Genomic DNA, 15,083 nt, shown 5'->3' on the forward strand with positions numbered 1-15,083 from the left:
ACGGTCGCTGCCTCCCTCGTGTGATCGACGGCATACGGTTCCGGGTCCGTACCGGTGTTCCGTGGCGGGACATGTCCGTCGAGTAGGGGCCCTGGGGCCGGGTCTACGATGTGTTCCGCCGATGGCAGTGTGCGAGCCGGGCCGCGAGATAGGGCGCGGTGGCGCTGCGGCGGGCCCTCGCCACCTTGGCCGGCGGGCCCGCCGCCACGACCCGCCCGCCCGCGTCACCGCCGCCCGGCCCGAGGTCGATGACCCAGTCGGCGGTGGCGATGGTGTCCAGGTCGTGCTCGACGAGGACGACCGTGTTGCCGGCGTCGACGAGCCGGTGCAACTGTCGCAGCAACAGCGCGATGTCCGAGGGGTGCAGCCCCGCCGTCGGCTCGTCGAGCAGGTAGAGCGCGTGCCCGCGGCGCGCTCGCTGCAGTTCGGTGGCCAGTTTGATGCGTTGCGCCTCACCACCGCTGAGTTCCGTCGCGGGCCGGCCCAGCCGCAGGTACCCCAGTCCCACCTCGCGCAACGTCTCCAGACTGCGGGAGGCGGCCGGGACGGCGGACAGGAACTTGGCGGCGGCGTCGACGGACAGCGCCAGCACTTCCGCGATGTTCTTGCCGCGGTAGGTGACGTCCAGCGTTTCGGCGTTGTACCGGGCGCCCTCGCAGGTCGGGCACGGCGCGTAGGTGCCGGGCAGGAACAGCAGTTCCACCGCGACGAATCCTTCGCCCTGGCAGGTCTCGCACCGCCCTTCGGGCACGTTGAAGGAGAACCGCCCGGCCGAGTAGCCGCGCGCCCTGGCCTCGTCCGTCGCCGCGTACAGCTTGCGCACCGCGTCGAACATCCCCGTGTACGTGGCCAGGTTGGAGCGAGGAGTTCGGCCGATGGGCCGTTGGTCGACCCGGACCAGCCGGTCGAACGACTCGACCCCCGACGCGTCCCGGACGTCGACCTCAAGCTGCGCCTCGTCGGACTCCTCGGGTACGAGTCCGAGGTGGCCGCGGACGACCTCGGCGAGCACCTGCGTCACCAGCGTCGACTTTCCGGAACCGGACACGCCCGTCACCGCCGTCAGTACGCAGAGCGGCACGTCGACGGACACGTCGTGCAGATTGTGGCGGGAGACACCGCGCAGGCGCAGCCAGCCGTGCGGTGTGCGCGGGCGGTGATCGAGCGGCTGGGCGCGGCCGAACAGATACTGGCTGGTGGCCGACTCCCCGACCCGCTCAAGACCGGCGACCGGGCCGCTGTACAGCACACGTCCGCCGCCCTCGCCCGCGCCGGGGCCGATGTCGACCACCCAGTCCGCCCGCCGTACGACGTCCATGTCGTGCTCCACGACAAACAGCGAGTTGCCCGCCGCCTTGAGGCGGTCCAGCACGTCCAGCAGCGGTTCCGCGTCAGCCGGGTGCAGGCCCGCGGAAGGTTCGTCGAGGACGTAGACGACGCCGAGCAGCCCCGAGCGCAGTTGGGTGGCGATCCGCAGGCGCTGCGCCTCGCCGGGCGACAGGGTCGTCGAGCGGCGCCCGAGGCTGAGATATCCGAGCCCCAGGTCGAGCAGTACGTTGATCCGCGCGACCAGATCGCCGCAGATCCGGACCGCGACCTCGGTCGTCTCCCCGGATCGGGCGGTCGGCGTGGTGGCGTCGGCCTCGGACCGCCCCGCGATGGGCCGCAGCAGCGCCACGACCTCGGTGAGCGGCATCGCGTTGATCTCGGCGATGGAACATCCGGCGAAGGTCACGGCGAGCGCCTCGGGCCGCAGTCCGCTGCCGTGACACTCGGGGCAGGGCACACTCCTGACGAACCGGAGCGCCCGTTCGCGCATCTTCTCGCTCTTGGAGTCGGCGAGGACGTGCATGACGTGCTTGCGGGCGCTCCAGAACTTGCCCTGGTAGCCGTAGTCGACGCGGTCCTCCTCCGGCTCGATGTACACGGAGGGCTGCTCGTCCGTGTACAGCAGCCAGTCCCGGTCCTTCTTTCTGAGCCTGCGCCACGGTCGGTCGATGTCGATCCCCAGGCCGCTCACGACACTGCGCAGGTTGGCGCCCTGCCAGGCGCCCGGCCAGGCGGCGATCGCCCCCTCGCGGATGCTCAGCGAAGGATCCGGGACGAGCAGGTCCTCGGCGACGTCGTGCACAACGCCCAGTCCGTGGCACTCCGGACAGGCGCCGGCCGCGGTGTTGGGTGAGAACGACTCGGCCTCCAGCCGTGCGGCCCGGGGCGGATAGGTGCCGGCGCGGGAATACAGCATGCGCAGCAGATTGGACAGCGTGGTGATGGTGCCGACCGTCGAGCGCGAGCTGGGCGACCCGCGTCGCTGCTGCAGGGCCACGGCCGGTGGCAGTCCGGTGATGTCCTGTACGTGCGGTGCGCCGACCTGTTGCAACAGCCTTCGGGCGTACGGTGCTACAGACTCGAAGTAGCGCCGCTGGGCCTCCGCGTAGAGCGTGCCGAACGCGAGCGAGGACTTGCCCGAACCGGAGACGCCGGTGAAGGCGACCATCGCGTCCCGCGGAACGTCGACATCGATGTTCCGCAGGTTGTTCTCACTGGCGCCCCGGACATGCACGAAGGGGTCGGTCGCGTCCTTGTTCACCGTTCCTGATTACCTGATAGCGCCGGGAGGCGCGCGACAGGCGGCCGGCCCGGGCCTCGCTCACACGAGCGACCGTACCGCCTGGACCTGCGGGGAGGGGCCAGCGTGTCACGCGGCGGCGGTGATACCTCGGGGGCATCCTGTGCGCACGGGCGATCGCGGGGGCAGCCGACGAGAAGGAGTCATGCGGATGTCGTCTCAGGGCGTTACGGTCGTGGCTCTCCTGGCGGATCCGGACGCCCCCACGGAGATCGCGCAGCGCATGGCCCGGATACTTCCTGCTCGGCTCGCCGACAGGTCTGGCCAGGGGCGACGGTTCGACGTCGAGGTGGTCAGTGAGCCCTTCACCGCGGGGACCGAGGACCTGCCCACCTTGATGCGCCGGATCATGGACCGTGGAAGTGCGCGGAATTGGGACATCGTCGTGGCCCTCACCGACCTTCCGCTGCACTCACACGGGCGCAAGCTTGTGGTGGATCTGAGTCACGAACACGGCGTGGCACTGCTGTCTCTTCCTACGCTGGGGGGCTTGCGGTTGCAGACGAGGGCCCGGCGGGCCGTGGAAGAAGCCGTGCTCAGTCTGGCGGGTCGGCGGGCCACCGGGGTGGCGGGACCTCCGCGGAGTCAGCCGCTGCTGGCTCCCTTCGTCAGTCGTTTCGCGCCTATTCACCCGGGCCAGGTCGGTGCGGAGGAGACCGCTGATCTGCGGTACGTCGTCAGCGGGCCGCGCGGCTACCTGAGGCTACTCGTTGGTATGGTCCGCGCCAACCGGCCGTGGCGCTTGGTGCCGGGCCTGTCGAAAGCCCTGGCGGCCGCCCTCGCCACGGGAGCAGTCGCCACCGTGAACTCCACCATCTGGAACCTGGCCGAGTCCCTGAGCGCGCCGCGCCTCGTGATCGCCACGGTCGGGTCGGTCGCGCTCATGATCGGCTGGCTGATCGTGGACGCGCGGCTGTGGCATCGAACGGCAGAGCACTCGCCCGAGGCGAGGCAAAGGGCGAGGCTCTACAACGCCTCGACGGTCATGACCGTGGGTATCGGGGTGATTGTCTGCTACGTGGGTTTGATCGTCATCAACCTGGTGTGGGCCCTGTTCATCCTCAACGGCCACGTGTACGCCGCCACAACAGGAACCCCGCTGCACGCCGCGGAATACTGGACGTTGTCCTGGTTCGTCGCTTCGGTCGCCACCGTGGGCGGAGCGCTGGGATCAGGCCTGGAGAGCGACGAGGCGATCCGGGCAGCCGCCTACTCCAAGCGCGAACAGGAACGCCGCCACATGCTCCAGGACGACGACGGCGCCTAGCTGGCTGGTGACCCGCGCCGGAGATGGGTTGGTGGTCGTCCGCGTACGAAGATTCCGCTGACCGACCGGTGCGTGCTTGTTTCGCGTCAAGGGCCGACGGGGGGACTCGGACGGCACGCCGCCGGAGCGCCGAAGCCCAGCCGGCCAGGCCCACGGCGGCACCACCGTTCCACCTGGACTGGGTGAACGGCCCACAGAGGCATGCCGTAGCCATGGACCCCGTCGCACCAACTCCCGGCAGTCAGGCGCTGTACGCCGTCTCCATCGCATCCGTGCTGCGGTCAGAAGCCGAGCTTCGTCGTCTCCGACGAACTCAGCCTAGACGAGGCCCCCACCGCCTACGACCACTTCGACGCCCGTGACGATGGCTGGACCAAGGTGGTCCTGCATCCGAACGAACACGGGAACAGCCACAAGCGTCCAACTGATTGTTTCAGAATGACGTTCGGAGTCGTCGCAAGCAGATGATGCCGCAGGCCAGTTGGAGCAGGCCGGGTGGAGGTCCGCGCGTATGTCGTAGCGGGTCCGCAGCCGTTTGAACTGATAGGGCGAGGGGAAAGTCCGCTCCACCACTCAGGGGGTCTTTCCCAGGCCGGAGCCGTGGGTGATGCCTTTGCGGGCGATCTTCGGTGTGATGCCGCGGGCCCGGAGGAGGCGGCGGTACTTGTCGTAGTCGTAGCCCCGGTCGGCGAACAGGCGCCCGGGCCGGCGACGGGGGCGGGCCGCGGGTCCCGCGGATGTGCGCGATCGCGTCCAGCAGTGGTGTCAACTGCGTGGCGGCAGGGCAATTTCCTGCCGGTCAGGGACACGGCAAGGGGTGTTCCGTTCCGGTCGGTGATTTGTTCGAGGACGGCGTCTCGAACCAGGCAGGCGCCCCCCGGCAGGGCGTTCCGGCGTGCGTCGCGAGCTGTAGGCATACGACCAGGAACTCGACGTCGACTTCACCCCTCTGGGTGAGCAAAACCTGGCCGAGCCGGCTTCAGAAAGCCGCCCGACCTGGCCACGACCGGGTCCAGTCAAGTCAGTGCGCACGCGACCGCGGATGCCATGTCCCTATGACTGTGAGCGTCACTGCCTGGCCGGGTTCCTGCTGTCAGTTTGTTTCGGCGTCAGCGGATCGTCCTGCGGCCTGCGCTCGATACCGCCCTGGTGTGGTGCCGAACTCCCGTTGGAAGGCGTGTGAGAGTGCGTACGGGCTGCCGTATCCGACGTGGCCGGCGATGGTGGCCAGGGTGTCCTGGGTGTCGCGGAGCAGGGTGGCGGCGCGGATCACGCGCCACCAGGTGAGGTACGCCATCGGAGGGCGGCCGACCAGACTGCTGAACCGGCGCGCGAGGGTGGGACGGGAGACGCCCGCCTCCGCCGCCAGACGGTCATTGCTCCACGGCGCGGCCGGGTTCGAATGCAGCGCCCGCAGTGCGGCGGCCGCCACCGGGTCGCCCAGTATGCGGGGCCAGGCTCCGCAGGGGGCCTCGGTCATCCAGGCGCGGATCATGTAGACGAGGAGGAGGTCGAGCAGGCTCGGGAGCGCCACGCAGGAGCCGGGTCGCATCTCATCCAGCTCACCGGCGAGCAGATCGATGGCGGCACGGAGTTCGAGGTGGCTGCTTACTCGGCTGGGAAGGTGGACGACATCAGGCAGCTCTGCCATGAGCGGGTGCATGCGGCTGCAGTCGAGCCAGTACTTGCCGCAGAGTATCTCTGTCTCGTAGCGATCGGGCCGGGTTCGCGGCTCTGCCCCCACAAGCCATTGCTCGAACGGCACCGCCTTCTTCTTCGCGACCGCCGCGTCGACCGGGAAATCGGCGATCACGTGGCCTGTGCCATGGGGCAGCAGCACCGCGTCACCCACGCCGAGAGGTATGGGGGCGCCGCCGTCGGTCAGTAGCCAGCAGTGGCCCTTGAGGACGACGTAGAAGCCCGCGCCGTCGTACGGGTCCAGTCGCGCGCACCAACTCCCGCTTATCCGCAGCCGGTGGGACCGGGGGTGCCCGAGGTGCACGGCAGAGATCGCATCGCTCACCACATCCATCCGGCCAGGGTATATCCCGAATGAAAGATGAGACGGATTCGTATTTTCTTGAGCTGAATGCATATTGAGGCGATCGTTCGACGGTCCTTAAGGTCGAACACGTGACGAACGAGAACGAGAGTGCGCAGAGCATGATGCTGGGAGACGTCGAGGTCATCCGGGTTGTTGAGTGGTGCGAACCATTCCTGCCTGCCTCCGGGATGTTCCCGGGAGCTGCCGCTGATGTGTGGAAGGACAACGAGGACTGGCTGGCACCGGACCACTGGGAGCCGGAGAGCGAGCTCGTAGTGCTTGCTTTGCAGAGCTGGGTGCTGCGCAGCGCGGGCCGGACCGTCCTGGTCGACACCGGAGCGGGGAACGGGCGCGAGCGGCCGGGCATGGGGCCGTTCCACCACTCCCAGAGTGATTTCCTCGGCCTCCTGGCGAGGGCCGGTGTCCGCCCGCAGGACGTCGACGTCGTCGTCAACACTCACCTCCACGTCGACCACGTCGGCTGGAACACCGTCGACGCGGACGGGCAGTGGGTACCGACGTTCCCCAACGCCCAGTACCTCATTCCGGCCGCGGACGACTTCCACTACGGTCCGGACCACGCCTACGGGAACGGCGCGCGGGAGGTCGACCGCCTGATCTACGAAGACAGCATCGCGCCCATCCACCAGGCCGGACAGGCCGTGCTGTGGAACGGCCTCCACCGCATCGACGAACACCTCACCCTGGAGTCCGCACCCGGTCACACTCCCGGCTCATCCGTGCTGCGACTCGTATCCGGCAGCGATCGGGCGGTCTTCGTCGGAGATCTGCTGCACAGCCCGGTGCAGATCTTGGACCCCTGCTGCAACAGCAGCGCCTGCCTGGCCCCGGAACAAGCGGTGGCCAGCCGTCGTCGGATTCTCGGGCGGGCGGCTGACGAACGGGAGTTGCTCGTTCCCGCGCACTTCGGTGGCGCAGGGGCCCTGGAAGTACGACGGGACAGTGACCGGTTTGCCCTTGGCCCATGGGCAACAGCAAGCCGGGAGAAGAGTGCTGACGCGGGGTAAATGCCTACCCGGCCTACCGGCACACCTGCTGAGCACGTCAGGTCGTCTCCTCGTCCGGCCGAGGCACATCCGGGTCACGTGGCGGGCGCGGGGGATGAACCCGGAGTATGCCGAAGCGGGGGCCTGGACCAGCACCAACGCGCCGTCGAGGCGCACCGCCAGGCCGCGGCGCCGGCCCGGGGCTGGATCCGGACATCGCGGAGGCGGCGGAGCAGCAGGCCAGGGCGATGCGGGAGCTGTCGCCAAACCATGAGCGCGACCAGGAGGGCGGCCTTCGCCGGCCGCCAGGCACTCGTCGAGGCAGTGGCGCTCAACGGCTTCAGTGACGTCGCCGCAACGCCCCCGTTCACCAGCCCTCATTCACAGCGGGTGTCGCCGTCGCGGTCGGAAGCTGAAACGTGGTGTGCCGGCCACTGTGTCCACGTCGCACTGGACCTGGAAAACCTCGCTCAGGCCTTCACCGGTGAGGACCTCGGCGGGCTCCCCGCATGCGACGGCCCTGCCGTCGGCGAGCACCACGGCGCGTGGGCGCGCCCCTACGAGGTGGCGCCCGCCGATGGAGAGATCGGCGTGGGCGCCACCCATGTCGCGGGCGTGGTCGCCGAGCGCGAGGCCGGCTCAGTTCCGCACGATGATGCCGACGGCGATCGGCTACGCTGGGGGGCGTGAGTCTGAAAATCAAATCTATCGAGGCCGGTGGCGGCCGTGGCTGCCCCATCGCCGCCGCACTGGACATCGTCGGCGACCGGTGGTCCCTGCTCGTGCTCCGCGATCTGTCCCGCGGAGTCCATCGCTTCAATGACATTCAGGCCAACACCGGTGCGCCCCGCGACAGGCTCACGACCCGACTGCGTGAGCTGGAGAAGGCGGGAGTGATCGCGCGCCGTCGATACTGCGAGCACCCGCCGCGCGACGAGTACATCCTCACAGACGCGGGCAGGGCCATTGCGCCGGTGCTCCGTGAGCTGGAGATCTGGGGCGAAAATCACGCCTTCTGAGGCGTGATTCAACGGTGGTGTCGTCCGCCCGCGGGGCCGGGCTCGCGGTGTCCGGTGCGTGCGATCGCACGGCAGGGGACCGTCTGTGTACGGGATGTACATGGATGAATCCGACACTCCCCGGGGCGGCCCGGTCCAGAGAAACACCCCCGGGGACGACGCCTGGAGGAGTCCAGTCGTCGCCGGCGGCTCCGTCTGCGCCTGATGACACCTGGCCGAAGCACGGGCCGAGCCCTCATGAGTTGGTATGACTTCCAAACTCGGTCTACAGTGCAAGGAGTAGTGAGTGTGAAAGTCAAACCAAGTCCCGCAGGCCCATCCGGCGGGAAGAGCCCCTCGGGGCTCGCACCGTAGCCCGGCGCACGCCCGCGCTGAGCCGTCCCGTTCAGGAGTAAACCCATGTCCTTCAGGAGTAAACCCATGGTCCCGATTCTGATCGCCGCTCCCGAAGGCATCGGCGGTGTCACCGCCGGGCTCGCCCAACACACAAACCGCCAGGAGATGTCATGGCATCAGTACTGATCACCGGAGCCTCCAAGGGAATTGGCCGCGCAACAGCGGCGGAGTTCGCACGCCGGGGTCACCGAGTCGTAGCCACGGCACGTGATCCCCGGTCGCTGGCCGGCCTCGACGTCGATCAGCGGCTGCCGCTCGATGTCACCGACCCGGAGAGCATCAGCGCTGCGGTGCGAAACGCCGGCGAAGTCGACATTCTGATGTCGAACGCAGGGGTGATCTTCTTCGCTGCCGTCGAGGCCACGCCCCCGGAGAAGCTGGCGGAACTGTTCGACCTGAACACGCTGGGGTCCCTTCGGGTGGCCCAGGCAGTCCTTCCCGGCATGCGGGCACGCGGGCATGGACGCCTGCTGTTCATGTCCAGCGTCGTCGGACGCATCGTCGCGCCGCCGGGAGCCGCCTACCAGGCGACGAAGTGGGCGCTGGAGGGGCTGGTCGAGGCACTCGCCATCGAGGTCGCCCCGTTCGGCCTCGAAGCCGCCCTCCTGGAGCCGGGAACGGTCAGCTCCGGAGCGCTGGACGCCGTGACCAGCTATACGCTTCCCGGCGACCCGTACGCTGCGATCGTCGCACGGGACCCCGACAGCGGGGCCAGGGCGGGGATGATCACGCCGGAGGAGGCCGCCGTCGAAATCGCGGATGCCGCCGAGTTGCCGCAGCTCCCGCTGCGCGTACCTGTCGGCGATGCCGCTCGCGCGATTCTCGCGGCGCGACGTGAGGCGCCCGACACCGTTCCCTTTGTGCCGGGCCGGCCGGCCACGACGACAGGAGTTGAAGCATGAGCGGGCTCATCATGGTCACCGGCGCGAGTGGTGAACTCGGGCGCCAGGTCGTGGAGTTCCTGTTGAAGCTGATTCCCGCCCATCGTGTCGCGGCTCTGGCCCGCCGGCCCGAGGAACTCGCCGACTTCGCCGATCGAGGAGTCTCCGTGCGGCGCGGCGACTACGAGGACCCCGATGGCCTCGAACGGGCCTTTGACGGTGTGGAGAAGCTTCTGCTGATCTCGGCGAGGACGTTCACCGATGTCAAGGCGGAACACCGGAACGTGATCCACGCCGCCAAGACAGCCGGGGTGCGACACGTCCACTACACGGCCATCCAGCGCCGTGCGGGGTCGACGTTTGAGATTCCCCAGGTCACGGAGTGGGACGCGTACACCGAAAAGGAGCTGGCAGCGTCCGGGCTCGATGTCACCGTGCTGCGCAACTCGCAGTACCTGGAGTCGTTCGACATGTTGATCGGCGAGCTGGCTGCTGACCGCGTCATCCGGGTGCCCGCCGGTCACACCCCGACCGCACTGGCGACGCGGACCGACATGGCCGAGGCGACCGCTGCTGTACTGGCTACCGAAGGCCACGCGGGACACAGCTACACGCTCGCGGCCTCCCAGGCTTTCACCCTCGACGACGTCGCCGTGATTCTCGGCGAGGTCACCGGCGCGCCCGTGACCTACCAGGACACACCGGTCGAGGATTACGTCGCCGCACGTGTGGCGGCCGGGATGCCGGAGCCCTGGGCGTCGTTCGCCGCCGCGTGGTTCCGCGCCATGGCCGAGGGCGAGTTCACCCCCACCGATGACATCGAGCGGCTGATCGGCCGGCCCACGACGTCAATCCGGGAGTTTCTCGGACAGCGGCGGTCGCGCCAGGTGCAGTGATCAGAAGCGGTGCTGACACGGGTGTCGTGATCATGGCGAAGACCTCCGGCGTGGCGAGGTGCGCGGGCACCACACCACGCGCGGAGGTTTGCCATGTCAGGCGGCGTACGGGGACGGTGTGGCAGACGGCGGCCTGGGGAAGACCCCGCGCCGCTGTGTGGCCGTGCGTCCCACCGTGGTCAGGCCGAATCCGCCGGGCGTGCGGCCCCGTTCGCGCTGCTCGGTCGGTTGCCGTGTGGTCGCAGGGCGGCGGTGAGCATGGTGTCGAGCGCCTGCTGGGACGACTGGAGCTGTGTGATCGCGTCGGTGATACGGCGGTGTTCTCGCCGCAGGCTGGCGATCATTCCTGGGCAGGTCGACGGTAGGACTCGTTCACCGTCGTCGTGGACGCAGTGCAGTAATCGCGCGATGACCGTGGTGGGCAGCCCGGCGGCCAACAGGGCGCGGATGTGCCGTACACCGGCGACGTCCGACGGGGAGTACTCGCGGTAGCCGTTGGCCAGCCGCAGCGGCCGGAGCAGCCCCTGCTCTTCGTAGTAGCGCAGCAACCGCCGGCTGATCCCTGTCGTCTCGGCCAGTTCACCGATCCGCATATGGCGCCCCCGCCCAGAGGTTGACCTTCACACTGATGTGACACTTTAACGTTCCGGTGGTCGGTCGTGTCGTCCAGTGGAGGAGTCAGCGATGCCGGGAGCGATAGTCATCGGAGCCGGTCCGGGGATCGGCCGTTCGGTCGCCCGCCGGTTCGCGCGGGAGGGCCTGCCGATCGCGCTCATCGCACGGACCGCCACGACACCCGCCGACGCGGCCGAAGAGGTCTCCCCTTCCACACGGGGAGTGCCCGTCGTCCCGCTGACCGCCGACAGCACCGACGAGACGGCGTTGTGTGCGGCACTCGACGCGGCGGTCGACGCGTTCGGCCTCCCCGATGTCGTGGTCTACAACGCGGCGGTCATCCAGCCCGACAGGCCCGGAGAGCTGTCCGCGCGCCGCCAGTTGGACTCCTGGGCGGTCAATGTGGTCGGAGCCCTGACCGCCGCCGCCCACATCGCACCCGAGATGGCGCGACGCGGCAGCGGTTCCTTCCTCATTACCGGTGGAATGCCCGAGCCGAAGGCTTCCCATGTCAGCCTCTCGCTCGGCAAGGCCGGAGTGCGCACCCTGGTGGCCCTGCTCGATCAGGAATACGGGCCCTCGGGAGTCCACGTGGCCAGTGTCACGGTGGACGGTCCGGTCGCTCCGCGTACGGCCTTCGACCCGGACGACATCGCGGAGCACTACTGGCGGCTGCACACCCAGCCGCGACACCGGTGGCAACGGGAAGTCCTTCACAGCGGCCTCGCCTGAGTCCAACGCCGCTTCGGGGAGGTGAGGTCGGATCACCCGGCCGACGGTACGTGGGGCCGGCCGATGGCCACCGGGCGTACGGCCGAGTGCGCGGCCCCCTTGATGCGGAGGGGGAGAATGATCGTCGCTGAGAGATAGACCTTGTCGGCGGCGAGTTCGGCGAGGGACAGATTGTGGATCTGGTAGATGCCGGCCTGCGTCAAATTCTGATGGTGGACAAAGAAGGGAAGTTCGGCGGGCGCGTCGGACGGTGCCTTCGCGGCCCCCTCCAGGAATCCATCGCAGACGGCATCGATGAAGGGCACATCCATCCCCACGCAGACGATCTCCTTTTCTGCGATGTAGAGCGCGGCGTCGTGTGAGATTCCGGGCCCTGCACGGTAGTACTCGGTGCTCGCCGGGTCAGGATTTTCGTCCAGCCATTTTTCCTCCCAGCCGGTGTGGATGAAGAGAGCGTCTCCCGGCAGCAGATCCCGCAGGCGCTGCTTCTCGATCATTGTTTGCAGGTCCGCCGCGGTGAGTTGCTCTCCGGCGGTCATGCTCCTGCCCTTCAGCCTTGTGGCGTCGAGCAGCACACCGCTGGTGATGATGGGGGGTACTTCGTCGATCCCGAGACGGAGCAGCGGTGACTCATCCGTGGGCTTCACATCGGCCTGCTTGAGTCCGCCGTAATAGGCGACCTGGCCGTTGGAATCCCTGTAGCCGAAGTGACCCAGGGCATCCATTTTTGTTCCCTGGCTGCCCAGTTGGCCCGTCATCACCTCGCCGTTTCCGGCGTGGGAGGCGATATAGTCGGTCGGGTTGTACGTGACGCTGATCCGCTCCGCGAAAGGCGACTGAGGCATTCTGTCGGAGTACACGTGCGACAGCTCGTACATCCGGCGTTCCCTGCCGCCCCGGTTCATTTCTTCGGCGGCCCGGGAAATCGTCGCGTCGCCCTGCGTCGCGCCGTTTCCCGCGTCATTTCTGTGATCGCCGACCATTTCCATGCTCTCTTCCATTTCGGTTTTCCTCCGGGCGGTCTGGGGCTGGGGCATTGTGGCGCGCTGCACGGGAGCGGCGGTCCGGATCAGGAAGAAGAAGTCACCGAGATGAGCTTCTGGGCGACATTGCGACCGGACGCGCCATTGACTCCGGGACCGGGCCAGGTCGCGGCACCCGTCTGCCACAGGCCGGGGACCGCGGTGCGGTAGCCGCCGCCGTGAGCGGCGACAGGGCGTCGGGTGAACGCCTGCTCCAGGGAGTTGTCGCCCGACGCGTGGTCGCCGGGTCCCGCGTTGGGACTCTGACGTGCGAGATCCGCGGGTGAGGTGAGGTGGCGCCGCACGGTGAGGCCGGTCAGGCCGGGGGCGTGGAGTTCGGCCTCGGCGATGACCCGGTCCGCGAAGGCTTCAGCGGTGTCGGAATCCCATCCCCGCGTTCCGTACGAGCTGCCTGCCGCGTCGCCGGTCGGGCTGAGCGGTGTGTCGAGGACCTGTAGTCGCAGGACGGCGTGGCCTTCCGGGGCGCGAGTGCTGTCGACGGCCGTCGGTTCGTGCCAGGAGATGGACGGATGTTCCGGCAGCAAACCGGCCTCTGCCTGCCGGACGGAGTTCACGAGAGCGTCGGTGCCGCGCCCGAGATTGATCGCACCCCCCTGATCGAGCCGGCTGTCCCTGAAGTGAGGGCGGCCGGACAGGGCCAGATTGATCTGGAAGCAGCCACGCCGGTAGCGGTAGGCACCGGCCTGGGACCGTAGCTCCGCCGAAATGCCGGGCACGTTGCGCAGCAGCCTGCCGTAGAGGCGGTCGGGCGTCGTCGAGGCGACGACCGCCTCGCCGGCCGTCACCGTCGCGCCGTCACTGGTCCGTATGCCGACCGCCCTGCCGTCGCGTACCAGAACCTCGTCGACGTCGACGCCGCAGTGTATGGACCCGCCCCACTCGGTGACGAGGGCCGACAGTGCTTCCGCGAGGCGGCCGCTGCCACCCACCGGGGTGGGGTTGCCTCCCGCGAAGGTGGCCAGGGCGACGGCCACCCAGAGGGCACTTGCCGGGTCCTCCGGACCCGCGCCCAGGTGCAGCGGCCACGGCGCCGCGAGTGAGCGGAGTTCCTCGGTCCTGAAATAGTCGTTCACCAGTCCCACGGCGTTGCCGGTGAGCAGCCGGTCGAACGGCAGTGTGCTCGTACGGGTGTCACTGCTCAACGCGGCGAGCGCCGCTTTTGCCTCGGCGCTGTCCAGGCCGCCGCCCAGCAGACCGAACAGTGAGGGGAGGTATGGTCCGATAGAGGAGAAGAGCGAGCCCCAGCCGGCCGACTCTCCGAGCCGGTCGAGTTCAGTGGCAAACGCCTCCGGATCGACCGGCGCGATGGCGGTGCGACCATCCGGAAGGGAGGAACCGCCGGCCAGCGGGGCCACCACGTATTCCAGGCCGTGACGGCTGAGCTGTGGCCCCAGTTCGGCCCAGACAGGACCGCCGACGAACGCCGGGTGCAGCGATGACCAGCGATCGTGCAGGAAGCCGGGTGCACCCAGCTCCTCCGTCCGCACCCAGCCTCCCGGCTTCGCCATCCGGTCGACGAGGCACACACTGCGACCTGCGTCGAGCAGGTAGGCGGCGGCGACCAGGGCATTGTGTCCAGCCCCGATGAAAACGACATCCACTTGTCTGGGAAGATCCGTCATATCGGTGGATGCTAGGCACGCCGGGCACGGGACGACGGGTCGGTGACCGGTCAGTGGACACTTGTCGCGCATTTCCCTGCCGGGGGCAGTGTGGAATGGCAATGTTTCGCTCGTGGGAGGCAGGATGGATCGATGAACAGGATGGGTCCAGGGGCGGCCGACGAGTCTGCGCGCCCCGTCATCGGTGCCGCGTTCGCCCTTCTGGCGTCCCTGCGCGAGCGGGGACCGGCCCGGGTGAGCGAGCTGCAGCGCGACTGCGCACTGCCCCGTACGACCGTGCACCGTCTCCTCGGCCAGCTCCACGACGTGGGCGCTGTCGAGCGCGTCGACGGCCTCTGGCGCCTCGGCCCCACCCTCCTCGACCTCGGCTCGGGACCCGCCGCGGAACCCCGGCTGTATGACGTCGCACGCCGCCCCCTGATGGAACTGGCCAGAGCCACCGGCGCTCTTGTCGCCCTCAGTGTCGAGGCCGCCGGCCGGGGACTCGTCATCGATGTCCTCCCCGGCGCCCGACCCCTTGAGCAGCGCGAGCCCCGCCCCGGCATGGTGCTCCGCCAGGACGAGTTCGCTGCCGTCGGCGTCGATATCGCCCGCGTCGCGCCGGTCCGGGCCCACCGACAGGCCCGCCACGGCGATTTGCGCCCCGTCCTCGATCCCGGCGACGCCGACCCCGCCGTGGCGTGCGCCGCGGCGCCGTTCCGGGTGTCCCGCCACGACACCGGAGCCATCTGGCTCATGGTGCCCGGCGGCGATGGCCTTTCGGACTCGGCCGTGACCGCGGCGCGACGGACGGCAGGCAGAATCGCGGCCGACCTGTCACGGAGCAGACCGGGCGCGCCCGTACCGCGTCGCTGAACCCCCGGCCGACAGCGACGCCAACTCGCCTTTCGCCAGGTCCTACTTCAGCAATTCTTGCCGCGCCGGAAAACAAC

Annotated in this window: 12 protein-coding genes and 3 pseudogenes; 8 read left to right on the plus strand and 7 right to left on the minus strand. The window is 68.8% G+C overall.

Features of this window, described 5'->3' with window-relative positions:
• Positions 1-103 precede the first annotated feature (103 nt).
• Both uvrA and ABZ707_RS21785 read right to left on the minus strand, forming a co-directional pair.
• Positions 104-2,590, minus strand: a complete 2,487-nt coding sequence (uvrA, locus tag ABZ707_RS21780; protein WP_360177265.1) for an excinuclease ABC subunit UvrA — start codon at positions 2,588-2,590, stop codon at positions 104-106.
• A gap of 732 nt (positions 2,591-3,322) precedes the next feature.
• A pseudogene (locus ABZ707_RS21785) lies at positions 3,323-3,547 on the minus strand (hypothetical protein); the annotation flags it as partial.
• Positions 3,548-4,181: 634 nt separating this feature from the next.
• Here ABZ707_RS21785 and ABZ707_RS21790 point away from each other — a divergent pair.
• Positions 4,182-4,364: pseudogene (locus ABZ707_RS21790) on the plus strand (hypothetical protein); the annotation flags it as partial.
• On the opposite strand, the pseudogene ABZ707_RS21795 reads toward ABZ707_RS21790, so the two are convergent.
• Both ABZ707_RS21795 and ABZ707_RS21800 read right to left on the minus strand, forming a co-directional pair.
• A pseudogene (locus tag ABZ707_RS21795) lies at positions 4,330-4,723 on the minus strand (transposase); the annotation flags it as partial. The pseudogenes ABZ707_RS21790 and ABZ707_RS21795 overlap by 35 nt on opposite strands.
• 266 nt (positions 4,724-4,989) lie before the next feature.
• On the minus strand, positions 4,990-5,928 hold the full coding sequence (locus ABZ707_RS21800; protein ID WP_360177268.1) for an AraC family transcriptional regulator: 939 nt from the start codon (positions 5,926-5,928) through the stop codon (positions 4,990-4,992).
• 101 nt (positions 5,929-6,029) lie between these two features.
• On the opposite strand from ABZ707_RS21800, the gene ABZ707_RS21805 reads away from it, so the two are divergent.
• The 5 genes from ABZ707_RS21805 to ABZ707_RS21825 all read left to right on the plus strand — a co-directional run bounded on the left by ABZ707_RS21805 (position 6,030) and on the right by ABZ707_RS21825 (position 10,139).
• Positions 6,030-6,968, plus strand: coding sequence for an MBL fold metallo-hydrolase (locus ABZ707_RS21805; protein WP_360177271.1), 939 nt, complete (start codon positions 6,030-6,032; stop codon positions 6,966-6,968).
• 249 nt (positions 6,969-7,217) lie between these two features.
• Positions 7,218-7,637, plus strand: a complete 420-nt coding sequence (locus ABZ707_RS21810) for a hypothetical protein (RefSeq protein ID WP_360177274.1) — start codon at positions 7,218-7,220, stop codon at positions 7,635-7,637.
• Positions 7,634-7,966, plus strand: coding sequence for a helix-turn-helix domain-containing protein (locus ABZ707_RS21815; protein ID WP_360177277.1), 333 nt, complete (start codon positions 7,634-7,636; stop codon positions 7,964-7,966). The genes ABZ707_RS21810 and ABZ707_RS21815 overlap by 4 nt, the downstream gene beginning before the upstream one ends.
• Before the next feature lie 506 nt (positions 7,967-8,472).
• Complete coding sequence (locus ABZ707_RS21820) at positions 8,473-9,264, plus strand: SDR family oxidoreductase (protein ID WP_360177280.1); 792 nt, start codon at positions 8,473-8,475, stop codon at positions 9,262-9,264.
• Positions 9,261-10,139: an SDR family oxidoreductase gene (locus ABZ707_RS21825; protein ID WP_360177283.1), complete on the plus strand. Its 879-nt coding sequence runs from the start codon at positions 9,261-9,263 to the stop codon at positions 10,137-10,139. Before ABZ707_RS21820 ends, ABZ707_RS21825 begins: the two co-directional genes overlap by 4 nt.
• A 179-nt stretch (positions 10,140-10,318) precedes the next feature.
• Here ABZ707_RS21825 and ABZ707_RS21830 read toward each other — a convergent pair whose 3' ends face one another.
• Positions 10,319-10,732, minus strand: coding sequence for a MerR family transcriptional regulator (locus ABZ707_RS21830; RefSeq protein ID WP_360177286.1), 414 nt, complete (start codon positions 10,730-10,732; stop codon positions 10,319-10,321).
• A 91-nt stretch (positions 10,733-10,823) separates the two neighbouring features.
• Here ABZ707_RS21830 and ABZ707_RS21835 point away from each other — a divergent pair, with 91 nt between their 5' ends.
• Positions 10,824-11,486, plus strand: coding sequence for an SDR family NAD(P)-dependent oxidoreductase (locus ABZ707_RS21835; protein ID WP_360177289.1), 663 nt, complete (start codon positions 10,824-10,826; stop codon positions 11,484-11,486).
• A 32-nt stretch (positions 11,487-11,518) separates the two neighbouring features.
• Here the strand turns inward: ABZ707_RS21835 and ABZ707_RS21840 are convergent, their stop codons facing one another.
• Both ABZ707_RS21840 and ABZ707_RS21845 read right to left on the minus strand, forming a co-directional pair.
• Positions 11,519-12,487, minus strand: coding sequence for a cyclase family protein (locus tag ABZ707_RS21840; RefSeq protein WP_360177292.1), 969 nt, complete (start codon positions 12,485-12,487; stop codon positions 11,519-11,521).
• Between the two features lie 68 nt (positions 12,488-12,555).
• Complete coding sequence (locus ABZ707_RS21845; RefSeq protein ID WP_360177295.1) at positions 12,556-14,151, minus strand: NAD(P)/FAD-dependent oxidoreductase; 1,596 nt, start codon at positions 14,149-14,151, stop codon at positions 12,556-12,558.
• 132 nt (positions 14,152-14,283) lie between these two features.
• Here ABZ707_RS21845 and ABZ707_RS21850 point away from each other — a divergent pair, with 132 nt between their 5' ends.
• A complete protein-coding gene (locus ABZ707_RS21850; RefSeq protein ID WP_360177298.1) occupies positions 14,284-15,006 on the plus strand; it encodes a helix-turn-helix domain-containing protein in 723 nt (240 codons plus the stop codon).
• Positions 15,007-15,083: the final 77 nt, after the last annotated feature.

It is taken from the genome of Streptomyces sp. NPDC006923 (genome assembly GCF_040635655.1).
GTDB lineage: Bacteria > Actinomycetota > Actinomycetes > Streptomycetales > Streptomycetaceae > Streptomyces.